Below are 24,019 nucleotides of genomic sequence, written 5' to 3'. Positions count from 1 at the left end.
GCGGGCGGCGCCGTCAGCCGAGATCGGCGAGCGCCGACTCGATGGCCCGGTGGAACGTCGGATACGCGTAGATCATGGTGCGCAGCGTCTCGGTCGGGACGCGCGCGTGCACGGCCGTGGCCAGCGCGCCGAGGATCTCGCCGCCGTACGGTCCCGCCGCCGTCGCGCCCACGAGGATGCCCTTGTCCGCGTCCTCGACGAGCTTGATGAAGCCCTCGTTGCCGGGCGAGCCGTGGATCCAGCCTCGCGTCGACTCCGGGATCCGCGTCTTGCCGATGCGGACGTTCAGGCCCTCGTCGCGCGCCTGCTTCTCGGTGAGCCCGACCGCGCCGATCTCCGGATCGGTGAAGGTCACGCGCGGGACGGCGTGGTACGACGCGGCCGGTCCGTCCTCGCCGAGGATCGAGCGCACAGCGATCGCCGACTGGTACATCGACATGTGCGTGAACGCGCCCTTGCCCGTGATGTCGCCGATCGCCCAGAGGCCGTCGGTGACGCGCAGGCGGTCGTCCACCGGGAGCGCGCGGGCGGTCTCGTCCACGTCGTAGTGGTCGAGGCCGAGGTCCCGGATGTTGGGACGGCGCCCGGCGGCGACGAGCAGGCGGTCGGCGGTCAGGTCGCCGTCCGGGAGCGACAGCGTGAAGGACGTGCCGTCGTAGGACGCCGACGTCACCTTCGCGCCGGTGCGGACGGTGATGCCCTGGTCGGTGAAGACGTCCTCGATGAGCTCGGACGACTCGGGCTCGTCCATCGCGAGCAGCCGCTCGGCGACCTCGACGATCGTGACGCGGGTGCCGAAGCGGGCGAAGATCTGCGCCAGCTCGACGCCGACCACGCCGCCGCCGAGCACCAGCAGCGACTTCGGCGCGCCGGTCGCGCGGACGACGTCCCGGTTCGTCCAGTAGGGCAGGTCGGCGAGGCCGTCCACGGGCGGCGCGGACGGGCTCGTGCCGGTGTTCAGCAGGATGCCGCGGCTCGCGCGGAACACCCGGCCGTCCACGGTGACCTCGCCGCGCCCGGTGATGCGGCCGTGCCCCTTGACGACGCGGACGCCCTTGCCCTCCAGCCGCTCGACCGCGGCCTGGTCGTCCCAGTGGTCGGTGGCCTCGTCGGAGATCCGCGCCTCGACCGGCGTCCAGTCGGGCTTCACCGTCGTGGTGCCGGCGCGTCCGGACGCGCGGCGCGCCTCGGCCAGCAGGTCCGACGCGCGCGCCATGATCTTGGTCGGGACGCAGGCGTAGTACGGGCACTCGCCGCCGACCAGGCGGGACTCGACCGCCACCACCGACAGGCCCGCCTCCGCGAGCCGTCCGGCGGCGTCCTCGCCACCGGGGCCGGTTCCGATCACGACCACGTCCACCGATTCGCTCATGCGCACCATCCTGCCCTACCCGCCACCGGTCAACCGGGGGCGCGGTAGATCTTGATCCAGTCCACGGACATGGTCACCCACCTGGGCGTCGACCGGTTCCGGCAGAATCCCGGGCCGCGGTCGCAGACCTGGTCGTTCTGGAGCGCCAGCCCCATCTGGGACCGCTCCGGCGTGAGGTCGCCCCGGTAGTCCCAGACCTTCCTGCCGTCCAGCCAGAAGGTCAGGCGGTGCGGCAGCCAGTCGAGCGCGAACACGTGCCACTGCGTGAAGTCGCCGCGCAGCACGTTGTGCTTCTGCGTGTCGTTCGGCCCGTAGTGGATGTACTGGTCGGCGCTCTGCTTGGTCGAGTCGATCATCTCGGCGAAGTCGATCTCCGCCTTCTCCGGGTCGCCGAAGACCTTCGGCCACAGCAGCGCGACCGCCGAGTAGCCGGTGCCCTTCTCCGCCCGCATGCGCACCTCCCAGCGGCCGTGCGTGAGGGTCAGCCGGGACGCGATGCCGCCGGACAGGTCCTTGCCGTTGTAGATGCCGCCGGTGAGTTGCAGCGTCCCCGCGTCCTCCCTGGTCGCGGCGGCGGTGCGCGGGTTCACCCGGTCGTTGGGGCTGTCGTAGACGATCCATTTGGACGTGTCGACGGCCGTGCCGTCGAAGCCGTCCTCGACGACCGGCCTGCCCCAGAAGGCCGGTGTGGGCGGATCCGTCGTCCCGGCCGGGACGGGGCTCGGCGTCACGGATCCGCGCGTCGGCGGCACGCCGTCGGCCGTGCCCTGCCCGCCGTTCTGCCCGCCGTTCTGCCCGCCGCTCGGCGGGACGCCGCCGGGCGCGGGCGGCGGCTGGACGCGCTGCGGACCGGAGTTCGAGCAGGCGGCGGCGAGCGTCGCCGCCAGCAGCGCCGCCGCCCCGATCCGGGCGGCGCGGGTGGTCGCTGGGCTCCCCATGCCCTCATCAGAACGCCCACCGGACCACGAGTCAGCAGAAATGCCGATAGTTGCCGTTCCCTTGCATCCGTCCGCCGGGCGGCGTTCAATTCGCCTTTCAACGACCCGCCGGGGAAGGCTCAGCGGGCCGCCCGGCGCGGCGGCAGCGGGATCCGGTCCAGGTCGTGGACGAGCGTGATCTCCCCGTCGAAGACGCGCGCGGCCTCCTCGACGAACCGCGGCTCGTCGGACGGCCGGTACCGCTCGGAGAAGTGCGTCAGGACGAGCCGCCCGACGTCCGCGCGCTTCGCCACCTCGGCCGCCTGCCCGGCCGTGAGATGCCCGTACTCGCCCGCGAGCGCGCGCTCCTCGTCCAGGAACGTGGACTCGATGACCAGCATGTCCACGCCGTCGGCGAGCTCGAACACGCCCTCGCAGAGCCGGGTGTCCATGATGAAGGCGACCTTCTGCCCCGGCCGCCGGACGGCGCACTCCTCCAGGGTGACCGTGCGGCCGTCCGGCGTGACGACCCGGCCGTCCTCCTGGAGGCGGCGCACCAGCGGGCCGCGCACGCCGAGCGCGGCGAGCCGGTCGGGCAGCATCGTCACGCCGTCCGGCTCGGCGAGCCGGTACCCGTACGCCTCGACCGGGTGGGACAGGCGGCGGGCCGTCAGCGTGAACGGGTCCCCGGCGGCGAGCGTGGCGCGCTCGCCCCCGACCGGCAGCTCCACGATCACGTCGCTCTCCCGGTGCGGGGTCGCGTGCCGCAGCCGGTCCCAGTACACCGCGCCGCTCGCCGGGAACGCGGCGCGGACGGGGTGCGCGACGCCGTCCCGCGCGATCCGCTGCACCATGCCGGGGACGCCGAGGCAGTGGTCGCCGTGGAAGTGGGTGACGCAGATCCAGGTGACGTCGTTCGCGGCCAGCCCCGCCATGATCATCTGGCGCTGGGTGCCCTCCCCCGGGTCGAACAGCAGGCCCTGCCCGTCCCAGCGGAGCAGGTAGCCGTTGTGGTTGCGGTGCCGGGTGGGGACGGCGCTGGCGGAGCCGAGGACGACGAGTTCGCGAACGGACACCCGACCATGATGCCGGTGCGCCCGCGAAATAAGCGCTTGATTATTCTGGGCGCGTCGATCGAACCGTCGCAGGGAGGCCGCCGTGGCGAGCAAGCGCGAGAAGATCAGGATGTCCCCGGAAGAGGTCGCGGACTTCCTCGACGCCAGCTACAAGGTGCAGGTCGCGACCGTCGGCAAGGACGGCGAGCCGCACCTGGTCACGATGTTCTACGCGCTGCTCGACGGCAGGATCGCGTTCACCACCTACCACTCGTCGCAGAAGGTGCTGAACCTGCGCCGCAACCCCGTCATGACCTGCCTGGTCGAGGACGGCGTCCAGTACGGCGAGCTGCGCGGCGTCGCGCTCTACGGGCGCGGTCTGGTCATCGAGGACCGCGAGCCCCTGCTGAAGGTCGGGGCGGTCGTCGGCTCGCGCATGGCCGGGCTGCCCGTGCCGAGGATCGGCGACCCGGTCGATCCGGAGTTCGCCGCCGGGCTGGAGCAGGCGATGGCCAAGCGGGTCCTGATCGTGATGGAACCCGACCGCGTCGTCAGCTGGGACCACCGGAAGGCGTGACGGCGACCTCCGCGGCCAGGCCGCCGTGCTCGGCGGCTTCGAGCTCGCGCCGGGCGCGCTGGTAGGCGCGCACGTCCCAGAGCGCCAGGGCCGCGATGACGAGCGTCGTGGCGAAGCCGAGCGTCAGGGGGGTGAGCCGTCCGGCGACGAGCCCGACCGCGCCGAGCGCGATGATCGTCACGACGCGCGCGGTCGTGAAGTGCCCGAACACCACCCGCTTGAACAGCGCGTGCCCGGCGACGAACAGCGCCGGGCCGCCGAGCGCGACCGCGATCATCCCGCCGGACACGTGCCCGGACGGGTGCGCGATCACCATCTCGTCCGCGACCGCGCCGACGATGATCCCGGCCACCATCGGGATGTGCATGAACGTGTACGCCGAGCGGCCGAGCCGTCCGGGGTCGTCGGACCCGGCGATCCGCTCGGCGGCGACGTCGGCGGTGTGGTCGAAGTAGATCCACCACAGCGCGACGCTGCCCACGAACGCCGACGCGAACGCCGCCACGTGCGGCGCGTCCACCGGCAGCCCGCTGATCGTCGCCCCGGTGACCAGCACCGACTCGCCCAGCGCGATGATCACGAAGAGCTGGCAGCGCTCGGCCATGTGCGCGCCGTCGATCGTCCAGTCCCGGGTGGAGGAGCGGCCGAGGCCCGGCACGTAGAAGCCGAACCACGGGACGGTCTGCTCGACGGCGATCGCGGCCACCCAGAGCAGTGCCCGCTCGCCGGGACGGTCCACGAGGCCGCCGATGATCCACAGCGCGGACGCCACCGACAGCCAGGTCAGGACGCGCTGGAAGTTGCGACCGAGGACGTGCCGCCGGGTCACCCAGGCCACGAACAGCGTCCGGCCGACCTGGATCACCGCGTACGTCGCGGCGAACCAGACCCCGCGCGCGCCGAACGCGGCGGGCAGCGTCGCCGCCATCAGCAGCCCGGCCACCATCACCCCGACCAGCATGATCCGGACGGCCGGATGGTCGGGATCGAACCAGTTGGTCGTCCAGCAGGTGTACATCCACGCCCACCAGACGGCCATCAGCAGGATCAGCGTCTCGCCCGCGCCGCGCCAGGACAGGTGCTGGAGCAGACTGTGCGAGAGCTGGGTGACCGCGAAGACGAAGACCAGGTCGAAGAACAGCTCGAAGAAGGTGACCCTGCCGCCCTGGCCGTCGTCACTGCGGATGCGCAGCACCGGCATCGCGGCCGCGACGCCGGTGCTCCGCGCCCGGGGGGTCGGCGCGCTCATCGGGCGGGGACGGTCAGCCGTCGGAGTCGGACGAGGCGGAGCCCGACGCGGGACCCGTCTTGGAACCGGCCGTGGAGCCGGCCTTCGCCTTGGCGGCCTCGGCGCGCTCCCACTCCTGCTGCTTCAGGTCGGCCTCCTTCGGCGCCTGGATCTTCTTCATCTGCTTGTTCATCGAGCGGATGAGGAAGAACAGCACCACGCCGAGCGCCACGAACACGCCGAACCCCAGGAAGCCGGGGCTGACCGTGTCGTTGTTCAGCGGCAGGTTGTTGTCCGCGAGGACGGTGGTGGCTAGGGCGAGCATCAGACTGACACCTTCTCCCGGATACCGGCGAACAGATCGTCCTCCGGCAACTCGGTGTCGACCAGGGACCTCGCCAAATGGTAGTCCTCGGTCGGCCAGGCCTCGCGCTGGACGTCCAGTGGGACGGCGAACCAGAACCCGTTCGGGTCGATCTGGGTCGCGTGGGCGAGCAGCGCCCGGTCCCGCGTCTCGAAGTGCTCGCCGCACGGGACGCGGGTCGTGACCTCCCACTTCTCCGGCCGCTCCTTGGCGCGCTCGCGCCAGTCGCCGTAGGGGGACTCCAGCCCGGCCGCCTTCATCGCCTCGTCCAGCGCCTGGATCCGGCCGTGGTTGAAGGTCATGTGGTAGTAGAGCTTCAGCGGCTGCCAGGGCTCGCCCCCGGCGCCCGGGTAGCGGTCCGGGTCGCCGGCCGCCTCGAACGCCTCGACCGACACCTCGTGCGTCTTGACGTGGTCGGGATGCGGGTAGCCGCCGTTCTCGTCGTAGGTGAGCATCACGTGCGGGCGGAACTCCCGGACGGCCCGGACCAGCGGCTCGGCGGCCGTCTCCAGCGGCTCCAGCGCGAAGCAGCCCTCCGGTAGCGGCGGCAGCGGGTCGCCCTCGGGGAACCCCGAGTCGACGAAGCCGAGCCAGCGCTGCTCGACGCCGAGGATCTCCCGCGCCCGCGCCATCTCCTCGTTGCGGACCTGGCCGATGTTCGCCAGGATCTCCGGCCGGTCCATGGCCGGGTTCAGGATGGAGCCGCGCTCGCCGCCGGTGCAGGTGACGACCAGGACCTCGACGCCCTCGGCGACGTAGCGGGCCATCGTGGCGGCGCCCTTGCTCGACTCGTCGTCCGGGTGGGCGTGGACCGCCATGAGCCGCAGCCGGGGCCGGCCGGGGCCCGCGTTCTCGGACGGGGCGGTGGTGAGCTCGGACACTCTGGGACTCTCCCTCGCAGCACGGTTCGACGGGACCCGGTGCGGAGCATCAGCCGGGACCGAAGAGAATTGTTCCTGACAACGCCGCCACCCCGCACGGAGATTCCCCGCCATGAGCGCCAGCGTCCCAGCAGACTCCGCGCCCGAGCCGTCCGCTCCGGGCACCGCCGAGGCGCGCCCGAGCGCGGTCGGCACGGACGCGGAGCCGACCGCGGCCGGCACGGACGCGGAGCCGACCGCGGCCGTGGTCGAGGAGGAGTCGTCCTCGCCGTTCCGGCGGCGGGCCGACCGGCCGCGGCTGGGCTGGCTCGGCTGGGTCGTGATCGGGATCCCGACCGCGGTGCTGGCCGGGGGCTGGGCGATCATCATGGCGCACGTCGGGCAGACGCCGGGAATCTCCATGGAGACCCGGACCGTTGAACTGAGGGAGAACGCCGCCGTCGTGACCTACGCGGTCGGCAAGCCCAAGGACGAGCAGGTGCGGTGCGTGGTGGACGCCTACGACGACCGGTTCGGCGTGCTCGCCCAGCGCGAGATCACCGTCCCGAAGGGGACGGCGAAGGTGACCGCGCAGGAGACGTTGCCCACGTCGAGGAAGGCGACCGGAGGCCGCGTCCGCGACTGCCACCGGGTGTGAGGGACCGGCCTGACCGGCCCAAACGCCCCACCGGGTCGGACATACCCGGATTTACAGGACCCGGCGAAGCCGAAACCCTCCCGGCAGATTGCGGGGACCGGCTTCAGGGAACCTTTACCGCACACACCGGATAGGCTAGAGGTTTAACCCGGCCGCACTTCATGTCGATGTGTCGCTCTCCCGTCCGGGCGAGCGAGATCGCAACATGTGGATGAGGAGTACCCGTGACCGAGACCCGCGCTGACAACGTCACCTGGCTCACCCAGGAGGCGTACGACCGGCTCAAGGCTGAGCTGGACCACCTGTCGGGCCCGGGCCGCATCGAGATCGCGCAGAAGATCGAGGCGGCGCGGGAGGAGGGGGACCTGCGCGAGAACGGCGGCTACCACGCGGCCAAGGAGGAGCAGGGCAAGATCGAGGGCCGCATCCTGCAGCTGCAGAGCATTCTCGAGAACGCCCGCGTCGGCGAGGCGCCCCGCTCGGAGGGCGTGGTCGGTCCCGGCATGACCGTCACGATCTCCTTCGAGGGCGACGACGAGGAGGTCACCTTCCTGCTCGCGTCCCGCGAGGAGAGCGGCGTGCCGATCGACGTGTACTCCCCGAACAGCCCGCTCGGCTCGGCGATCAACGGCAAGAAGGTCGGCGACAAGGCCACCTACACGCTGCCGAACGGCCGGGGCATGACGGTCGAGATCCTCGACGCCACCCCGTACGGCGGCTGATCCGCCCCCGGCGAACGTTCGCACGCCCCGTCCCGGCTTCCGGGACGGGGCGTCGCGCTGTCCGCCCCCTTCCTGAGCCCAAGCGCGTACTGTCCGCGCCCTTCCTGAGACCAAGCGTCCACTCGGACGAGTCCGCGCCGCGCGTCCGCCCGAATGAGCCGGGGTCGCACCCACCTGGCTCGGCGGGTGGGGTCGGCCACACGACGGGGTGGGGCTGGACCCACTTCCCGCCCGGACGGCCCTGGTCCGGAGTCTCCGGCGTGCAGAGTGGGAGGTCCAAGCCGTAATGTCCGGGTCGGCGTCGCGCCGGCGCGGGACGTGGAGCGAGAAGGAACACTCATGGGACGACTGGGGTCGTGGGCGCGGGGTGCCTGCGTCGGGTTCGTCCGCGCGTGCGCGGTGGCGGCCCTGGGGTTGCTCGTCCCGGCGGTGTGGGCGGCGCTCGCGGCGGGCATCTGGCGGTTCGGCAACCCCTGGGCGTGGACGGCCCCGATCGTGTTCGCGGCGCTCGGCACCGCGCTGTACGCGCGCCCGCTGTGCCGGGCGTTCCGCGCCCTCGTCGCGCGCTGGACGGGCACCGTGATCCCCGGCGGATACCGGGAGGCCATGCCGGTGCTGCGCATGTCCACCGGCTACTGGTGGAACGGCTACTCCTACGCGCGCACCAGCAAGGAGGCCGCCGAGGACCAGCGGCTGCGGCTCCTGTGGGCCGATCCGGCGAACTGGCGCGATCTGCGGTTCGTCGCCATCGCGCCGCTCGCCGGGCTGGTCGCGGCCGTCCCGCCGGCCGGGCTCGCGCTGGCGATCGTGGCGGCGGTCGCGGGTCGCGGCCCGTCGGCGCTCGCGGTCGGCCTCGGCGGGCTGGCCGTCGCCGTCGCGTCCGCCCCGTACGCGTGGCGGGCCGCTCCCCCGCTGGCCGTCCGGTTCCTGCGGCCGTCCGGCGCGATGCTGCTCGCCGACCGGGTGGACGAGCTGACCGTCCAGCGGGCGGACACGACCGTCGCGCAGGCCGCCGAGATCCGGCGCATCGAGCGCGACCTGCACGACGGGGCGCAGGCGCGGCTGGTCTCCCTCGGCCTGTCCCTGGCGACCGCCGAGAAGCTGATGGAGACCGATCCGGAGGCGGCGCGGGCGCTGATGCGGGAGGCGCGGGCGGGCGCGGCCTCGTCGCTGACCGAGATCCGCGACCTGGTCCGCGGCCTCAACCCGCCGCTGCTGAGCGAGCGCGGGCTGGTCGACGCCGTCCGCGCGCTCGCCCTGGACACCCCGCTCGCGGTGACCGTCAGCGCCGACCCGCTGCCCCGCCTGGACCCGCCGATCGAGTCCGCCGTGTACTTCGGCGTCGCCGAGCTGCTGACCAACGCGGTCAAGCACGCGCGCGCGTCCGAGGCGCGGGTCTCGATCGTCCGGGACGGCGGGGACCTGATCGTCGAGGTATGCGACGACGGGCGCGGCGGAGCCGATCCGGACGCGGCGGGCGGCCTGGCCGGCCTCCGGCGGCGGCTGGCGGTGTTCGACGGCGTCCTGGAGATCACCAGCCCGGAGGGCGGCCCGACCCGCGCGAGAATGGCGGTGCCATGCGAGTACTGATCGCCGAGGACCTCTACCTGCTGCGGGACGGCCTGGTCCGCCTGGTCGAGGCGTACGGGCACGAGGTGGTCGCGACGGCGGCCAGCGGCCCGGAGACGCTCGACGCGCTGCTGAAATGGCGTCCGGACGTGTCCGTCGTGGACGTCCGGATGCCGCCCGACCAGACCGACGAGGGCCTGCGCGCCGCGCTCGCCGCCCGCCGCGAGGTCCCCGGCCTGCCGGTCCTGATCCTGTCCCAGCACGTCGACCAGCTCTACGCGCGCGAGCTCCTCGCGGACGGCGGGGGCGGCATCGGCTACTTCCTCAAGGAGAGCGTCTTCGACGCCGACCAGTTCGTGGACGCGCTGGAGCGCGTCGCCGCGGGCGGCACCGCCATGGACCCGGCCGTCGTCGCGAAGCTGCTGTCCACCGGGCCGTCCGACGGGGTCCTCGGCAGGCTCACCGAACGCGAGCGGGAGGTGCTCGCGCTGATGGCCGAGGGCCTGTCCAACCAGGCGATCGGCCGCCGCCTGTTTCTGAGCGAGAGCGCGATCGGCAAGTACACCACGTCGATGTTCGGCAAGCTCGGGATCACCGACGACGACTCCGGCAACCGGCGGGTCCTGGCCGTCCTCACCTACCTGAACCGAACCGGCTGAACCGAACCGGCTGAGCCGGACGGGCTGAGCCGGACGGGCTGAGCCGGGCGGGCTGAGCCGGGCGGGCTGAGCCGGGCGTCAGCCGCGGCTGGCGGCGCGCACCAGCGGGAGCGTCCGGGTGGGGATCTGGTTGGCGAGGGAGATGACGGACGCGGCGCGCTCCACCCCGTCCGTCGCGACGATCTGGTCGATGACCCGCTGGAGGTCGGCGTTGGACCGGGCCACGACGCGGCAGAGCATGTCGCCGGGGCTCGTGATCGTGTGCGCCTCGATCACCTCCGGGATGCCCGCCAGGCCGTCCGCGACCGGGTCATGGCCGCCCGCCTGGCGGAGCTGGAGGGTCACGAAGGCCGTGACGGTGTAGCCGAGAGCGGAGGGGTCGATCTCCGGACCGAAACCCCGGATGACGCCGGTGCGGGCCATCCGGTCCAGCCGGGCCTGGACGGTGCCGCGCGCGACGCCGAGGCGGCGGGACGCCTCCAGCACGCCCACGCGGGGCTCGGCGGTGAACAGTTCGATGATGCGGCCGTCCAGGGCGTCGATCATCTCGGGCCTCGTCAGGTTGCTCGGTCTGCCGGGTCGGGGCGCTGATCCGCTGGGCAGGTTGCACAGTGATCCGGACCACTCTTGCGCATTCTGCGAGGGCTGTCGAGATTGGCGGTATGGACGAGTTTCCGGTCAAGGGCATGGACGCGGTCGTGTTCGCCGTCGGCAACGCGAAGCAGGCCGCGCACTACTACTCCACCGCGTTCGGGATGCGCCGGGTCGCCTATCGGGGGCCGGAAACGGGGTATCCGGACGAGGCCGTGCACGTGCTGGAGTCGGGTTCCGCCCGGTTCGTCTTCCGCGGACCGGTGCGCGCCGGGACGGAGATCGGACGGCACGTCGCCGAGCACGGCGACGGCGTCGTGGACCTCGCCATCGAGGTCCCGGACGTCGAGCACGCCTACCGGCACGCGATCGGCAAGGGCGCGCGCGGGCTGGAGGAGCCGCACGTCCTGGAGGACGAGCACGGCAAGGTGACGATCGCGGCGATCGCGACCTACGGCGAGACGCGGCACTCGCTGGTCGACCGCTCCAACTACCACGGGCCCTACCTGCCCGGCTTCCAGGCGGCCGAGCCGTTCGTCGCGCCCCCGGAGAAGCGGTACTTCCAGGCGATCGACCACTGCGTCGGCAACGTCGAGCGCATGGACGAGTGGGCCGGCTTCTACCACCGCGTCATGGGCTTCACCGACATGGCCGAGTTCATCGGCGACGACATCGCGACCGAGTACTCGGCGCTGATGTCCAAGGTCGTCGCGGACGGCACCCGCAAGGTCAAGTTCCCGCTGAACGAGCCCGCCGAGAGCCGCCGCAAGTCGCAGATCGAGGAGTACCTGGAGTTCTACGGCGGCCCGGGCGTGCAGCACATCGCGCTCGCGACCAACGACATCCTCGCGTCGGTGGACGCCATGTCGGCCGCCGGCCTGGAGTTCCTCGACACCCCCGACTCCTACTACGAGGACGCCGAGCTGCGCGAGCGGATCGGCACCGTCCGGGTGCCGGTCGAGGAACTGCAGAAGCGGAAGATCCTCGTGGACCGGGACGAGGACGGCTACCTGCTCCAGATCTTCACCAAGCCCGTCCAGGACCGCCCGACGGTGTTCTTCGAGCTGATCGAGCGGCACGGCTCGCTCGGCTTCGGCAAGGGCAACTTCAAGGCGTTGTTCGAGGCGATCGAGCGCGAGCAGGCCCGCCGAGGCAACCTCTAGGACCCGTTTCCCCTCCGGATCGATCCGAGAAGCGCGGCGCGCGAACCTCCCCGCGCGCCGAGCCCGCGGTGGGACGCCGTGCGGAGCCGACGTCCACCATCCCGTCCCGCCCGCGCGGACGGCCCACCGCGGCGCCGGTCCGGCGGCCCCGCCGACCCTCGTCCCCGGCGGGCCGCCGGACCGGACCGTTCCTCCAGGCGGACGCCCACCGCCCGCCCCCCGCCGCCCGCGCGCCGCCCGCTCCCCGCCCGCGCGCCGCCCGCTCCCCGCCCGCGCGCCGCCCGCTCCCCGCCCGCGCGCCGCCCGCTCCCCGCCCGCGCGCTGTCCGCTCGCCGCCCGCGCGCTGTCCGCTCGCCGCCTGGGCGCCGTCCGCTCGCCGCCTGGGCTGCGCGTGCGCGCCGTCCGCCGGAGGAATCGGGCGACGGGGCCCGGACCGGCCGTCGGAACAGGTTTGAGGTGGCGTCCGCGTGCCGAGATTGAGGGCATGACGCAACCGCCGCACCCACCGCCGGGGGAGCCGCCGGAGGACAGACCGTCCGGGAGCCCCTACGGCAGCCCGCCGCCCGCCCACCAGGGCTGGGGCGAGCAGGGCCAGCAACCGCACTACGGGGACGCCTACGGCGATCCCTACTCCTGGCAGAACCAGCAGCAACAGCAGCCGTACGGCTACGGCCAGCAGCCGCAGTACGGCCCCTACGGCGGACCGCCGGGCGGCGCGTCCGGCGGCACGAACGGGATGGCGATCGCCTCCCTCATCACGGGGATCATCGGGCTGTTCTGCGGGATCTCGTCCATCCTCGCGGTCGTGTTCGGGCACGTCGGGCTCGGCCGGATCAAGCGGACCGGCGAGGGCGGCAAGGGCATGGCCGTCGCGGGCCTCGTCCTCGGCTACCTCGGCCTGGTCGGCTGGATCCTCTACCTGATCGTGGTCATCGCGGTCGCCGCCAACCACTCGGGCTCGGGCTACTGATTCCCGCAAGCCCGCGCAAAGATCTCTTCACGGGACGGCGGAACCGTGTTTGCGCGCGCCCCGCGGGGCACACCTTCACGGCATGACGCATCCGCCTTCCAACCCGCCGCCGGGCGAGGACGACCAGCCCTGGCAGCCTCCGCAGCAGCCCCCCGAACAACCGCACCACCACCAGCAGCCGCCCGCGTACGGCGGCGCTGGCCAGACGCCCTACGGAGGCGGTGAACAGCCGTCCTACGGCGGGTCCGGACCGGGACAGCCGCCGTACGGCGGCTCCGGGCAGGAGTCGTACGGGTCGCCGCCGGGCTACGGCGGCCACTCCGGCCCGTCCGCCGGGCTCGCGAGCCCGTGGCGGCGGCTCGGCGGCATCATCATCGACTACATCATCCTCGCGATCGTCGGCTGGCTGGTGACGCTGCCGTTCGGGCAGGTCGTCGAGGTGTCCGGGCCGCACGGGAACCAGCGGGTCGCCTGGCACGCGGGCGGCGCGTTCGCCAACCTGCTCGTCTTCGTGATCACCCTCGCCTACTTCACGATCATGCAGGGAAGGTTCGGGCAGACGGTCGGCAAGATGGCGGTCGGGACGCGCGTCGTGCGCGCCGAGGACGGCGGCGCGATCAGCTACGGCGTCGCGCTGCTCCGCTCGTTCGTCATGTACGTCCTGTGGGCGATCTGCTGCATCGGCGGCATCGTGGACAGCGTGTGGCTGCTCGCCGACTCGCGCCGCCAAACCCTTCACGACAAAGCCGCCAGGACGGTCGTCGTCCGAGCCGACCCGAACACGCCCAACCCCTACCGAACCCGCTGACCCCACCCGCGCAGCGGTGCGGTGAGGCTTCGCGGGGTCTGGGCGCGGTCGCGCATCGGGGGCGGGGGAGGCCTTGCGCGGGTGGCCGGTCGGGGTCGGGAGTTGCTCAGGCCGCTGCCGGGCGGGCAGGCTGGGGCCCGTGCAGCAGGACGCCCGCTCCCCCCGATTCGTCCGGTTCCCCCGTGCCGCCCGGCCCGGACGACCCGGTCCGCTACCGCGCGGTGTCGCGGGACTGGCCGTGTTCGCGCTGGTCGCGGGCTGCTCGGTGTCGGTCCGCACCGGCAACGGCTCCGATCCGTCCCCCGAACGCGCGCCCGGCGGCCTCGCCACGGCGGGCGACCCGTACACGCCCGGCGACGGCAACGCGGGGTACGACGTCCAGCACTACGGGCTGAAGCTGACGATCGTCCCGGACAACGAGGCCCGCGAGCTGGACGGCACGGCGGAGATCACCGCCCTGGCGACCCAGCGCCTCACCATGTTCGACCTGGACCTCACCGGTCTGACGGTCGCCGAGGTCACGGTGGACGGCCGGCCCGCCAGGTACCACCGGGACGGCTCGGAGCTGGTCGTCGAGCCGGCGAAGGCGCTGGAGAAGGGCGCGCGGTTCGTCACGACCGTCCGGTACTCGGGGACGCCGCAGCCCGTCCGGGACAAGGTGCTCGGCAAGTACGGCTGGATCCGCACCCGCGACGGCGTGTTCGTGGCGTGCCAGCCGAGCGGCGCGCACACGTGGTTCCCGAGCAACGACCATCCGAGCGACAAGGCCACCTTCGACATCCAGGTGTCGGTCCCGCAGGGGCTGACGGCGCTCTCCAACGGAGAGCCGACCCCCGGCACGTTCCAGGGCGGCGGTGGCGCCGGTGGCGGCGGGGGCGCGAATCCGGGCGGACCGGACGCGCCGACCGTCCCGGACAGCCCGCTGCCCGGCGAGGGCCCGGGCGAGGGCCCGCCGCCCGGCCAGCCGCCCGGCCAGCCGCCGGGCCAGCCGCCGGCCACGCCGGAGCCGACCGTCACCACGATCGCCTACGAGCAGCGCCAGGCGATGACGACGACGACCTGGCACGTCGCGCAGCCGATGGCGACCTACCTCGCGACCGTGGACGTCGGCCGGTTCGACATCCGGCAGGGGAGGACGCCCGGCGGCATCCCCTACATCACGGCCGTGGACCCGACCGTCCCCGGGCCGGGCGTGGACGCCGTCGCCGCCAAGACCGCGCAGATCACCGACGAGTGGACGCGGCTGTTCGGCCCGTTCCCGTTCTCGTCCACCGGCGCGATCATCGACGACGCGGACGTGGACTTCGCGCTGGAGACCCAGACCCGGCCGGTCTACGGGTCCTTCGGCCCGGACGAGACGATCATGGCGCACGAGCTGGCGCACCAGTGGTTCGGCGACAGCGTCAGCCTGGAGCGCTGGAAGGACATCTGGCTCAACGAGGGCTTCGCCACCTACGCCGAGTGGATGTGGGGCCAGCGTACGGGCGGGCCGACCGTCCAGCAGCGGTTCGACCAGCTGTACCGGCAGGGCGGCGCGGAGCTGTGGGGCGTCCGCATCGGCGACCCCGGCCGCACGGACCTGTTCGGACGCGCCGTGTACGACCGCGGCGGCATGACGCTGCACGCGCTGCGCACCAAGGTCGGGGACGCGGCGTTCTTCAAGATCCTGCGCACGTGGACGACCGAGAAGCGCGGTTCGAACGGCACGACCGCGCAGTTCATCGCCACCGCCGAGAAGGTGTACGGGCGCAAGCTCGGCGGATTCTTCGACGCCTGGCTCTACCAGCCGCACCGTCCCGGCCTCTGACCCCCGGCGCCTGGCCGCATCGTCCCGGCCTCTGACCTCCGGCGCCCAAGCCGCGCGCCCCGGCCTCTGGTTCTCGAGCGCCCTGGCCGCGCGTCATGTTCGGGCGGGCCGAGCGTCCGGCGGCGGTGAACGGGCGGCAACGGGTGATCAAAGGCCCGGTCTGGCGGCGGGACGGCGCGTCCCCCGCCGCTCAGGCTGGATCGGGTGAACGGCCAACGAGCACGTGCGACCGGACGGCGGATCACGGCCGCGGCCACCGCCGCGACGACCGCCGCGGCTTTGCTGGCGACCGCCCCGTCCACGGCGAGCGCCGTCTCCCGTCCGCCCGCCCCCACGGACACCGCCTCCCCGCCGCCCACCCCGGCCGAGCCGCACGCCCCGGCCGACGCCGCATCCCCGCCTCCCACATCACCGGACGCCGCGCCCTCGGAAGCAGCGGCCGGAACGCCGCAGACGAAGACGAAGACGGAGACGAAGACGAAGACGGAGACGGTCGCCGGACGGCCCGGTTCGTCCGGGATCGGCGACGCCTACTATCCGGCGGCGGGCAACGGCGGCTACGACGTCGGGCACTACGACGTGGCGCTGGCCTACGCGGGCCACGCGTCCGGACGGGTGGACGCGACGGTCACCGTCACCGCGACCGCGACGCAGGCGCTCTCCCGGTTCGACCTCGACTTCCGCGGTCCGCAGGTCACCGAGGTCACCGTGGACGGCCGCACGGCGACGTTCACCCGCGACGGCCAGGAACTCGTCGTCACCCCGTCCGCCGCGATCCCCGAGGGCGCGCGGTTCAGCACGGTCGTCCGGTACTCGGGACGTCCCGGCCCGGTCGGCAACGGCTCGCTCGGCACCTACGGCTGGATGCCGTCCAGGGACGGCGCGGTGGCGCTCGGCGAGCCGGACGGCACGCCGACCTGGCTGCCCGTCAACGACCATCCGCGTGACAAGGCCACCTACGCGTTCCACGTCACCGTGCCGTCCGGGCTCCAGGTCGTCGCGAACGGGACGCCGGGCCCGGTCGTGAAGCGGGGCGCGACGACCTCCTACGACTGGACCGAGACCTCGCCCATGGCCAGCTACCTGGCGATGGTCGCGATCGGGAAGTTCCGGGTGAGGCACGCGAAGGCCGGGAAGGTCCCGGTCATCACCGCCGTGGACGCCAAGTACGCCGCGTCGGCGCGGAAACTGGAGAAGACCACCGTCGCCGCGCTCAGGTGGGCGTCGACGAAGTTCGGCCCGTACCCGTTCGCGACGGCGGGCGGCGTGGTCGACGATCCGCGCCTCGACTACGCGCTGGAGACGCAGGAGCGTCCGGTCTACGCCGGGTTCGCCCCGGACGGCGCGTTCGTCGTGCACGAGCTGGCCCACCAGTGGTTCGGCGACAGCGTGAGCCTGCACGACTGGAAGGACATCTGGCTCAACGAGGGCTTCGCCACCTACGCCGAATGGTTGTGGGCGGAGCACCGCGGCGTGGACTCCGCCAAGCGCGTCTTCAAGCGGTACTACGCCCAACCCGCGCAGTCCCCGGTGTTCACGCCGCCGCCCGGTGCCCCGGCCCGCCGCGACCTGTTCGGCTTCTCGGTGTACATCCGGGGCGCGATGGCTCTGGAGGCGCTGCGCGAGCGCATCGGCGACAGGAAGTTCTTCAGGCTCGTGAAGGCGTGGGCGAAGCGCGGCGGCACCGAGACCGCCACCACGGCCGACTTCGTGGCGCTGGCCGACAAGATCTCCGGCAGGCGGCTGGACGGGCTGTTCCAGTCCTGGCTCACCAAGAAGGGCAAGCCGAAAAAGTGGTGACGAAACGGGCAGCCGCGCTGCTGATGACCCCGAGCGTGGCGCTGGCGGCGACCGTGAGCGCTCCCGCCGCGACCCGCACTCCGGCCCGCGCGAGCACCACCGGACGCGCCGCTCCCACTTCCACTCCAGGCGCGGCCGGCCTCCGCGACCCCGACGTCACCTCCAGCGCGGCCGGCCTCCGCGACCCCGAGTTCACGCCCGGCGCGGCCGGCCTCGGCGACACCTACTTCCCGGACGCCGGGAACGGCGGCTACGACGCCTCCCACTACGCCATCGACCTCGCCTACCGTCCGAAGAGCCGCCGCATCCGGGCGACGACGACGGTCACGGCGACCGCGACGCAGAACCTGTCCCGGTTCGACCTGGACTTCATCGGCAACCACATCGACGACCTGCGGGTGGACGGCGTGCACGCCGGCTACGCCCGGCACGGCCAGGAGCTCGTGATCACCCCGCCCAAGGGGATCGTGAAGGGCTCGGAGTTCACGGTGACCGTCCGGTACGCGGGCCGTCCGCATCCTCTGAACGACCCGAGCCTCGGCCAGGTCGGCTGGCTCTCCACCTCGGACGGCGCCACCGCGCTGTCCGAGCCGACCGGGTCGCCGACGTGGTTCCCGCTGAACGACCACCCGTCCGACAAGGCCACCTACGAGTACCGCGTGACCGTCCCGAAGGGGCTGACCGCGCTCGCGAACGGCGAGCCGCACGGGACGGTCCGCAGGGCCGGGACCAGCACGTTCTCGTGGTCGTCGCGCCGTCCGATGGCGGGCTACCTGGCGCTGCTGGCGATCGGGCGGTTCGTCACCCGCCAGGGCCGCTCCCCCGGCGGCGTCCGGACGATCACCGCCATGGACGTGAAGCTCGCCGGCCGGTCCGGACGCCACACCGACCGCCGTCCGGACCGCCATGCCGACCGCCGCGCCCACAGCCGAGCCGACCGCCGCGCCCGCAGCCGAGCCGACCGCCGCGCCCGCAGCCGAGCCGACCGCAGCGTCCGCACCCAGGCCGACCGCGGCGCCCGCCGCCGGGCCGACCTGTTCCAGGCCGTGACCGCCCGCGTCACCGACTGGGAGGCGTCGGTCTTCGGCCGGTTCCCGTTCGGCTCGACCGGCGGCATCGTGGACGACGCTCCCGCCGGGTACTCGCTGGAGACCCAGAACCGGCCGGTCTACACCGGCGCCGCGAACACGACACTGATCGTCCACGAGCTGGCGCACCAGTGGTTCGGCGACAGCGTCAGCCTGGAGCAGTGGAAGGACATCTGGCTCAACGAGGGCTTCGCCACCTACGCCGAGTGGCTCTACCTGGAGCGGCACGGCGGCCCGAGCGCGGCGCGGAACTTCGCCGTGTCGTACCGGCGGCCCGCGTCCGACCCGGCGTGGCGGCGCGAGCCCGGCGATCCGGGCCGCAAGGGGCTGTTCGACTCCTTCGCCGTCTACGAGCGCGGCGCGATGACGCTCCAGGCGCTGCGCCGGACGGTCGGCGACAGCGCGTTCTTCGCGACGCTGCGCGCGTGGGCGTCCGAGCACGCCTACGGGACGGGCAGCACGCCCCAGTTCATCGCTCTCGCCGAGCGGCTCTCCCACCGGGACCTCGGCCCGCTGTTCCAGTCCTGGCTGTATACGCCGAATAAACCGAAGATTTGATACCAAATCGCGCTTGATCCGCACGTGACGGCGGGGAAATTCTGAGGCGGACGATAACCCTCGCAAGGATGAGGCGAATGAGCAGAGTCCCCAGAGCGCTCACGACCACCGCCGTCGCCGCCGGCCTCGCGCTGGCCGCCACCACGGCGGCGGCGCTGCCCGCGAACGCCGCGCCGCCCCGGTTCACGCCGGGCGCCGCGGGAGCGGGCGACCCGTACTTCCCGCAGATGGGCAACGGCGGCTACAGCCCGATCCACTACGAGATCGGGCTGAAGTACGACCCGAAGAGCAAGGGCATCGACGCGGTCACGACCGTCCAGGCGCGCGCGACGCAGAACCTGTCCCGCTTCGACCTGGACTTCCAGGGACTCACCATCAAGTGGCTCACCGTGGACGGGCACCGGGCGTCCTACAAACGCGTGGGCGCCCAAGAGCTGGTGATCACCCCGCCGAAGGGCCTGCGCAAGGGCAGGAAGTTCGCGGTCACGGTCGCCTACTCCGGCGTCCCGCAGACCATCAACGACCCCGCGCTCGGCATCTCCGGATGGGTCCCGACGGCCGACGGCGGGCTCATGCTGAACCAGCCGATCGGCGCCGCGACGGTCTACCCCGTGGACGACCACCCGACCGAGAAGGCCACCTACGGCTTCACCCTCTCCGCCCCGAACGGCCTGACCACGGTCGCGAACGGCGACCTGAAGGGCACGTGGTCGCGCAACGGCTGGACGACCACCCGCTGGGTGATGGACCGGCCGATGGCCAGCGAACTCGCCATGATCGCCATCGGCAGGTACGACGAGATCAGGGGCAGGACCGCCGCCGGACGGCCGAACCTGACCTACACCGACGTCACCATGAAGATCCCGGCCGACAAGGCCCGGCAGTTCAACACCCAGACCGCGCAGGTCGTGGACTGGGAGTCCTCGATCTACGGACGCTACCCGTGGTCGTCCACCGGCGGCATCACCGTCGCCGCCAAGGTCGGCTACGCGCTGGAGACCCAGGGCCGCCCGGTGTACGACCTGTACCGGTACCCGGGGACCGTCCCGTCCGGCGAACTGCTCGCGCACGAGCTCGGCCACCAGTGGTTCGGCGACAGCGTCTCCCCCTACCGCTGGTCCGACATCTGGCTGAACGAGGGCTTCGCCACCTACTCCGAGTGGCTGTGGCAGCAGAAGTTCAACAACACCCCCATCGAGACCAGCTTCCAGAAGGTCTACTCCAAGCCCGCCACCAACTCCCTCTGGAAGGGCGTCGTCTCCAACCCCGGCCGCGACCACATCTTCGACGCCCTCGTCTACGACCGCGCCGCCGTGGCCATCCACGTCCTGCGCAAGCAGATCGGCGACAAGTCCTTCTTCCGGCTCCTGCGCACCTGGCAGGACGTCAACCGCTACGGCAACGGCTCCACGGCCCAGTTCGTGCGGATCGCGCAGAAGGTCTCCCACCAGAACCTCTCCAAGTGGGCCCACGCCTGGCTCTACAGCGAAGGCAAGCCCTCCCTCTAGCTCCAACCAAGCCCGGCGCTCCGGGCGCAGAGCGCCCTCCGCGCCGTGCGCGAGTGGGGCGGCCCGCCTTCAAAGCGAACCGCCCCACTCCCACCCCCGCACCCCGCGCCCGTCGCGCGGCCCCGCGCGGCCAGTCCACGAAGGACGCGCGCACGGGCGCAGGAGGGCCACGAAAGACGTGCGAGCGCCGTGGGGGCAGGGGGTGGGGGCGCAGGGGGAGGGTGGGTCAGGTGCCTATGGTCAGGGTGTAGCCGCGTTCGCGGAGGCGGCGGGTGACCTCTTCGCTGTGCTCGGTGCCGCGGGTTTCGAGCTGGAGGAGCACCTCGGCCTCTTCGACGGGGAGGCGCGGGGCGATGCGTTCGTGGACGACGTCCAGGACGTTGACGCCGAAGCCGGCGAGTTCGCCCAGCAGCGTGACCAGAGCTCCCGGACGGTCCTTCAGGCGGCAGCGGACGACGAGGTAGCGGCCCGCTCCGGCGAGGCCGTGCCGCAGCACCTTCGTCATGAGCAGCGGGTCGATGTTGCCGCCGGACAGGATCGCGACGACCGGCGTCCGGACGGCGTAGGAGTGCTCCAGCAGGGCGGCGACGCCCGCGGCGCCCGCCGGTTCGACGACCTGCTTGGCGCGTTCGAGGCAGAGCAGCAGCGCCTGCGAGATGGACTCCTCGGTCACCGTGACGACCGCGTCCAGCAGCTCGCTGACCAGCCGGTACGTCAGCGCGCCGGGGCGTCCGACGGAGATGCCGTCGGCCATCGTCGGGCGGCACTCGACCCGCACCGGGTGGCCGGCGGCCAGCGAGGCGGGGAACGCGGCGGCGCGCTTGGCCTGCGCTCCGACGATCTTCACCGGGCGTCCGGCGGCGCGCGCGATCGCCGTGGCCACGCCGGACATCAGCCCGCCGCCGCCGACCGCGCCGACGACCGTCCGCACGTCCGGGCACTGCTCCAGGATCTCCAGGCCGATGGTGCCCTGGCCGGCCACGACGTCCGGATGGTCGAACGGGTGGATGAACACCGCGCCGCGCTCCTCGGCGTACGCGGCGGCGGCCTCCAGGCAGTCGTCCACGGTCGGGCCGGGGAACAGGACCTCGGCGCCGTAGTTGCGGGTCGCGGCGACCTTCGGCAGCGGCGCGCCCTCGGGCATGAACACCGTGGCCTTCGTGCCGAGCATGGACGCGGCGAGCGCGACGCCCTGGGCATGGTTGCCCGCGCTGGCCGCCACGACGCCGCGCGCCCGCTCCCGCGCCGGCAGCCGCGCGATCCGCACGTACGCGCCGCGGATCTTGAACGACCCGGTGCGCTGGAGGTTCTCGCACTTGAGCAGCACCGGCCCGCCGACCAGCTCCGACAGCACGCGGGACGGGATGAGCGGCGTCGGGACGGCCACGGCGGAGAGCAGCTCCCGGGCGTCCCGGACGTCTTCGAGCGCGACGGAGTCCATCCCCCGAATCCTGCCACGACCTCGATCGCCGGCGGCGCGGACCGGTCAGTCCGCGGACCAGTACTTCTCCGGCTCGAAGATCAGGGCCGCGGCGCCGACCAGCCCGGACGTCTGGCCGAGAGCGGCCGGGACGACGCTGACCCGGCGGGCGAAGTCCATCCGCGCGTAGGTGCGCAGGGTCTCCTCCAGCGGCTCGAACAGCAGCGCGCCCGCCTGCGAGATGCCGCCGCCGATCGCCACGACCTCCAGGTCGCACAGGTGCGTCGCGGACGCGATGGCGAGGCCGAGCGCCCGGCCCGCGCGCCGCATCGCGGCCTGCGCCACCGGGTGGCCCCGGCGGGCGTCGTCGGCGAGCGCGACGCCGGTCGTCCCCTGCCAGCCCTGCTCGCAGGCCCAGTTCACCAGGCCGGGGCCGCGCGCGATCGCCTCCAGGCAGCCGCGTCCGCCGCACTCGCAGGACGGGCCGTCCGGGTCGACGACGATGTGCCCGATGTGCCCGGCGTTGCCGCTCGCGCCGTCGATGAGGCGGCCGTCGAGGATCAGCCCGCCGCCGACGCCGGTGGACACGACCATGCCGAGCATGTTGCCGCGGCCCCGGCCCGCGCCGCGCCAGTGCTCCCCGATCGCCAGGCAGATCGCATCGTTGTGCACCCGGACGGGCAGCCCCGGATAGGTCTCGCGGAGCCGCTCGCGGAGCGGGAAGCCGCGCCAGGCGGGGATGTTCAGCGGCGAGACGTGCGCGTCCGGCCAGGTCATCGGGCCGCCGCAGCCGACGCCGACGCCGGCGAGCGCGGGCTCGCCCGCCTCGGCGAGCAGCTTCTCCAGCATCGCGGCGAGCGTCCGCCACAGTGCCTCGCCGTCCATCGACGGCTCGTTCGGCGTCGGGACGCGGTCGTACACCGCGACGCGTCCGCCGGGCTCGACGACGGCGGCGGCGAGCTTGGTGCCGCCGATGTCGATCGCGAGGACCGGCGCGTCCGGCGCGCCCCCGCCGGTCTCCAGGAGCGCCTCGGCCGGGCGCGGGACGAGGATGCTGGTCACTGGGCGTCTCCCGAGGATCCGAAGGCGAGGATGGAGGCGGTGAAGCCGTGCACGTGGTTGCGCCCGCCGACCGGACCGATCTCCCCGGCGGCGAAGAACCCGCCGACCCCGGCCGCGCCGCCGAACGCCCGGTGCAGCACCCGCGCGTCGTGGTCGGAGTCGGGGAACATCGCCCGGCCGCGTCCGTTGCAGGAGAACAGCAGGGCGCCCTCGACGGGGGCGAGGTCGAACCGTTCGAGCAGCTCGGCGAGGTCGGCGTCGGCCGCGTCGGCGTCGCGCACCTGGAACCGGACGGTCCGCCCGACGTCCACGACGTCGCCGATGGCGATCGCGCCGGTGTCGGTGTCCGCGCCGACGACGCCCCGGACGAGGAAGTCGCCCTGCTCGTGCTCGTCGGCGTACTCGTCCATCGCGACGCCGATCAGCAGGCCGCGGCCGGCGAGCTCCTGCTCGTCGGGGGACAGCCCGAGCACGACCTCCTCCAGCTTGGTCAGCGCGGGCGCGCCCGCCAGCTCGTAGAGGACGTTCTCGTCCGCCTTGGTGACGACCATGTCCGGGCCGATCGGCCGCGCGCCCTGGCTGACGACGGTCGCGGCGTGCACCGGCCCGCCGAGGACGACCCCGACCGCGCCCTCCCCGAACGCCTCGCCGTTCACGAACACGCGCGCCGCGCCGCGGCCGGGGCCGTCGGCGAGGCCGCCGACCAGCGGCAGCCCCGGCATCGCCTCGCCGGACCGCTCGACGAACGCGTCGACCGGGAAGCTGTAGGGGTCGGCGAGCAGCACGCCCACCACGTCGTCGTCGCCGCTCTCGGGCATGCCGACCACGACGAGCCGGTCCTCGGTCTTCAGCGTCTCCAGCCGGAACGGCGTGAGCCGCGCGTCCGGCAGGACGGCGGCCCAGGCGCTCACGGCGCCCCGGTCCTCGACGCCGCGGCCCGCGCCGATCACGCCCGCCGCCGAGCAGCCGAGGAACACCCGCGCGCCCGCCGTCGCGTGCGCGCGCCGCGCCGCCGCCTCGACCTCGTCCGGGTCGCCGCCGGAGACGAAGACGAAGACCAGGTCGGGCGCTTGCGCCAGGTCGGCGCGGGCCTGCCGGACGGCGGTCTCGGCCGCCTCGGTCAGGTCGGGGCCGAACGCCAGCCCGTCACCGAATCGGGCCATCGGTGCCCCCCATTCTCCGTACGGTCACCCCTCCAGTCTCCCCGTTCGACCGGGCCGGACGCGAACGACCGGGCCGGTCCGGACGCGCGGGGAGCGGGTC

The 24,019-nt window shown here is 73.1% G+C and carries 22 protein-coding genes; 12 read left to right on the top strand and 10 right to left on the bottom strand.

The features are described 5' to 3' along the window. Nucleotides 1–13: 13 nt before the first annotated feature. The 3 genes from ACFPCY_RS27575 to ACFPCY_RS27565 all read right to left on the bottom strand — a co-directional run bounded on the left by ACFPCY_RS27575 (nucleotide 14) and on the right by ACFPCY_RS27565 (nucleotide 3,365). Nucleotides 14–1,372, bottom strand: coding sequence for a dihydrolipoyl dehydrogenase family protein (locus tag ACFPCY_RS27575; RefSeq protein WP_378259742.1), 1,359 nt, complete (start codon nucleotides 1,370–1,372; stop codon nucleotides 14–16). Nucleotides 1,373–1,401: 29 nt separating this feature from the next. After that, a complete protein-coding gene (locus ACFPCY_RS27570; RefSeq protein ID WP_378259741.1) occupies nucleotides 1,402–2,310 on the bottom strand; it encodes a glycoside hydrolase family 16 protein in 909 nt (302 codons plus the stop codon). A gap of 119 nt (nucleotides 2,311–2,429) precedes the next feature. Next, the gene (locus ACFPCY_RS27565) at nucleotides 2,430–3,365 is read right to left on the bottom strand and encodes a ribonuclease Z (protein WP_378259740.1); all 936 of its coding nucleotides are present in this window, start codon (nucleotides 3,363–3,365) and stop codon (nucleotides 2,430–2,432) included. Nucleotides 3,366–3,447: 82 nt separating this feature from the next. Here ACFPCY_RS27565 and ACFPCY_RS27560 point away from each other — a divergent pair, with 82 nt between their 5' ends. Next, nucleotides 3,448–3,921: a pyridoxamine 5'-phosphate oxidase family protein gene (locus tag ACFPCY_RS27560; RefSeq protein ID WP_378259739.1), complete on the top strand. Its 474-nt coding sequence runs from the start codon at nucleotides 3,448–3,450 to the stop codon at nucleotides 3,919–3,921. On the opposite strand, the gene ACFPCY_RS27555 is transcribed toward ACFPCY_RS27560, so the two are convergent. Genes ACFPCY_RS27555 through mca form a run of 3 tightly spaced genes read right to left on the bottom strand, consistent with a single transcriptional unit; the run spans nucleotide 3,896 to nucleotide 6,331 of the window. Beyond that, the gene (locus ACFPCY_RS27555) at nucleotides 3,896–5,170 is read right to left on the bottom strand and encodes a low temperature requirement protein A (protein WP_378259738.1); all 1,275 of its coding nucleotides are present in this window, start codon (nucleotides 5,168–5,170) and stop codon (nucleotides 3,896–3,898) included. The genes ACFPCY_RS27560 and ACFPCY_RS27555 overlap by 26 nt on opposite strands. Nucleotides 5,171–5,183: 13 nt before the next feature. Continuing rightward, nucleotides 5,184–5,474 carry a hypothetical protein gene (locus ACFPCY_RS27550; RefSeq protein ID WP_378259737.1) on the bottom strand — a complete coding sequence of 97 codons (291 nt, stop codon included), beginning with the start codon at nucleotides 5,472–5,474 and terminating at the stop codon, nucleotides 5,184–5,186. Beyond that, a complete protein-coding gene (mca, locus tag ACFPCY_RS27545; RefSeq protein ID WP_378259896.1) occupies nucleotides 5,474–6,331 on the bottom strand; it encodes a mycothiol conjugate amidase Mca in 858 nt (285 codons plus the stop codon). Before mca ends, ACFPCY_RS27550 begins: the two co-directional genes overlap by 1 nt. A gap of 175 nt (nucleotides 6,332–6,506) precedes the next feature. On the opposite strand from mca, the gene ACFPCY_RS27540 reads away from it, so the two are divergent. The 4 genes from ACFPCY_RS27540 to ACFPCY_RS27525 all read left to right on the top strand — a co-directional run bounded on the left by ACFPCY_RS27540 (nucleotide 6,507) and on the right by ACFPCY_RS27525 (nucleotide 9,981). Then, nucleotides 6,507–7,031: a DUF4307 domain-containing protein gene (locus ACFPCY_RS27540; RefSeq protein ID WP_378259736.1), complete on the top strand. Its 525-nt coding sequence runs from the start codon at nucleotides 6,507–6,509 to the stop codon at nucleotides 7,029–7,031. A 224-nt stretch (nucleotides 7,032–7,255) separates the two neighbouring features. Further along, the gene (gene greA / locus ACFPCY_RS27535) at nucleotides 7,256–7,753 is read left to right on the top strand and encodes a transcription elongation factor GreA (RefSeq protein ID WP_378259735.1); all 498 of its coding nucleotides are present in this window, start codon (nucleotides 7,256–7,258) and stop codon (nucleotides 7,751–7,753) included. 339 nt (nucleotides 7,754–8,092) lie between these two features. Further along, a complete protein-coding gene (locus tag ACFPCY_RS27530) occupies nucleotides 8,093–9,343 on the top strand; it encodes a sensor histidine kinase (protein WP_378259734.1) in 1,251 nt (416 codons plus the stop codon). Further along, the gene (locus ACFPCY_RS27525) at nucleotides 9,331–9,981 is read left to right on the top strand and encodes a response regulator transcription factor (protein WP_378259733.1); all 651 of its coding nucleotides are present in this window, start codon (nucleotides 9,331–9,333) and stop codon (nucleotides 9,979–9,981) included. The genes ACFPCY_RS27530 and ACFPCY_RS27525 overlap by 13 nt, the downstream gene beginning before the upstream one ends. Nucleotides 9,982–10,059: 78 nt before the next feature. Here ACFPCY_RS27525 and ACFPCY_RS27520 read toward each other — a convergent pair whose 3' ends face one another. Continuing rightward, nucleotides 10,060–10,527, bottom strand: coding sequence for an Lrp/AsnC family transcriptional regulator (locus ACFPCY_RS27520; RefSeq protein ID WP_378259732.1), 468 nt, complete (start codon nucleotides 10,525–10,527; stop codon nucleotides 10,060–10,062). A gap of 116 nt (nucleotides 10,528–10,643) precedes the next feature. Here ACFPCY_RS27520 and hppD point away from each other — a divergent pair, with 116 nt between their 5' ends. From hppD to ACFPCY_RS27485, 7 genes are all read left to right on the top strand, one after another. Then, a complete protein-coding gene (gene hppD / locus ACFPCY_RS27515; protein WP_378259731.1) occupies nucleotides 10,644–11,735 on the top strand; it encodes a 4-hydroxyphenylpyruvate dioxygenase in 1,092 nt (363 codons plus the stop codon). Nucleotides 11,736–12,219: 484 nt separating this feature from the next. Continuing rightward, a complete protein-coding gene (locus ACFPCY_RS27510) occupies nucleotides 12,220–12,705 on the top strand; it encodes a DUF4190 domain-containing protein (protein WP_378259730.1) in 486 nt (161 codons plus the stop codon). Between the two features lie 82 nt (nucleotides 12,706–12,787). After that, complete coding sequence (locus tag ACFPCY_RS27505) at nucleotides 12,788–13,513, top strand: RDD family protein (protein WP_378259729.1); 726 nt, start codon at nucleotides 12,788–12,790, stop codon at nucleotides 13,511–13,513. 139 nt (nucleotides 13,514–13,652) lie between these two features. Next, nucleotides 13,653–15,320: a M1 family metallopeptidase gene (locus tag ACFPCY_RS27500; RefSeq protein WP_378259728.1), complete on the top strand. Its 1,668-nt coding sequence runs from the start codon at nucleotides 13,653–13,655 to the stop codon at nucleotides 15,318–15,320. A gap of 204 nt (nucleotides 15,321–15,524) precedes the next feature. Beyond that, nucleotides 15,525–17,120: a M1 family metallopeptidase gene (locus tag ACFPCY_RS27495; protein WP_378259727.1), complete on the top strand. Its 1,596-nt coding sequence runs from the start codon at nucleotides 15,525–15,527 to the stop codon at nucleotides 17,118–17,120. After that, nucleotides 17,117–18,766: a M1 family metallopeptidase gene (locus ACFPCY_RS27490; protein WP_378259726.1), complete on the top strand. Its 1,650-nt coding sequence runs from the start codon at nucleotides 17,117–17,119 to the stop codon at nucleotides 18,764–18,766. Before ACFPCY_RS27495 ends, ACFPCY_RS27490 begins: the two co-directional genes overlap by 4 nt. Nucleotides 18,767–18,843: 77 nt before the next feature. Then, complete coding sequence (locus ACFPCY_RS27485) at nucleotides 18,844–20,274, top strand: M1 family metallopeptidase (RefSeq protein ID WP_378259725.1); 1,431 nt, start codon at nucleotides 18,844–18,846, stop codon at nucleotides 20,272–20,274. Between the two features lie 226 nt (nucleotides 20,275–20,500). Here the strand turns inward: ACFPCY_RS27485 and ilvA are convergent, their stop codons facing one another. The 3 genes from ilvA to ACFPCY_RS27470 are packed head-to-tail and all read right to left on the bottom strand — an operon-like array spanning nucleotide 20,501 to nucleotide 23,919. Further along, complete coding sequence (gene ilvA, locus ACFPCY_RS27480; protein WP_378259724.1) at nucleotides 20,501–21,715, bottom strand: threonine ammonia-lyase; 1,215 nt, start codon at nucleotides 21,713–21,715, stop codon at nucleotides 20,501–20,503. Nucleotides 21,716–21,760: 45 nt separating this feature from the next. After that, complete coding sequence (locus ACFPCY_RS27475; RefSeq protein ID WP_378259723.1) at nucleotides 21,761–22,756, bottom strand: ROK family protein; 996 nt, start codon at nucleotides 22,754–22,756, stop codon at nucleotides 21,761–21,763. Continuing rightward, entirely contained in the window at nucleotides 22,753–23,919 is a 1,167-nt protein-coding gene (locus ACFPCY_RS27470; RefSeq protein ID WP_378259722.1) for an FIST signal transduction protein, read from the bottom strand. The genes ACFPCY_RS27475 and ACFPCY_RS27470 overlap by 4 nt, the downstream gene beginning before the upstream one ends. Nucleotides 23,920–24,019: the final 100 nt, after the last annotated feature.

It is taken from the genome of Actinomadura gamaensis, from assembly GCF_042652125.1.
GTDB lineage: Bacteria > Actinomycetota > Actinomycetes > Streptosporangiales > Streptosporangiaceae > Spirillospora > Spirillospora gamaensis.
The sequence above is the reverse complement of the archived record's forward strand: the minus strand, read 5'-3'. Positions and strand labels throughout refer to the sequence as shown.

Coding starts and splice junctions, on each gene's coding strand:
- hppD (WP_378259731.1), top strand. CDS start 10,644: ATGGACGAGTTTCCGGTCAAGGGCATGGACGCGGTCGTGTTCGCCGTC.
- ACFPCY_RS27540 (WP_378259736.1), top strand. CDS start 6,507: ATGAGCGCCAGCGTCCCAGCAGACTCCGCGCCCGAGCCGTCCGCTCCG.
- ACFPCY_RS27470 (WP_378259722.1), bottom strand. CDS start 23,919: ATGGCCCGATTCGGTGACGGGCTGGCGTTCGGCCCCGACCTGACCGAG.
- ilvA (WP_378259724.1), bottom strand. CDS start 21,715: ATGGACTCCGTCGCGCTCGAAGACGTCCGGGACGCCCGGGAGCTGCTC.
- ACFPCY_RS27570 (WP_378259741.1), bottom strand. CDS start 2,310: ATGGGGAGCCCAGCGACCACCCGCGCCGCCCGGATCGGGGCGGCGGCG.
- ACFPCY_RS27520 (WP_378259732.1), bottom strand. CDS start 10,527: ATGATCGACGCCCTGGACGGCCGCATCATCGAACTGTTCACCGCCGAG.
- ACFPCY_RS27525 (WP_378259733.1), top strand. CDS start 9,331: ATGCGAGTACTGATCGCCGAGGACCTCTACCTGCTGCGGGACGGCCTG.
- ACFPCY_RS27510 (WP_378259730.1), top strand. CDS start 12,220: ATGACGCAACCGCCGCACCCACCGCCGGGGGAGCCGCCGGAGGACAGA.
- ACFPCY_RS27530 (WP_378259734.1), top strand. CDS start 8,093: ATGGGACGACTGGGGTCGTGGGCGCGGGGTGCCTGCGTCGGGTTCGTC.
- ACFPCY_RS27505 (WP_378259729.1), top strand. CDS start 12,788: ATGACGCATCCGCCTTCCAACCCGCCGCCGGGCGAGGACGACCAGCCC.
- ACFPCY_RS27550 (WP_378259737.1), bottom strand. CDS start 5,474: ATGCTCGCCCTAGCCACCACCGTCCTCGCGGACAACAACCTGCCGCTG.
- ACFPCY_RS27485 (WP_378259725.1), top strand. CDS start 18,844: ATGAGCAGAGTCCCCAGAGCGCTCACGACCACCGCCGTCGCCGCCGGC.
- ACFPCY_RS27555 (WP_378259738.1), bottom strand. CDS start 5,170: ATGAGCGCGCCGACCCCCCGGGCGCGGAGCACCGGCGTCGCGGCCGCG.
- ACFPCY_RS27575 (WP_378259742.1), bottom strand. CDS start 1,372: ATGAGCGAATCGGTGGACGTGGTCGTGATCGGAACCGGCCCCGGTGGC.
- mca (WP_378259896.1), bottom strand. CDS start 6,331: ATGGCGGTCCACGCCCACCCGGACGACGAGTCGAGCAAGGGCGCCGCC.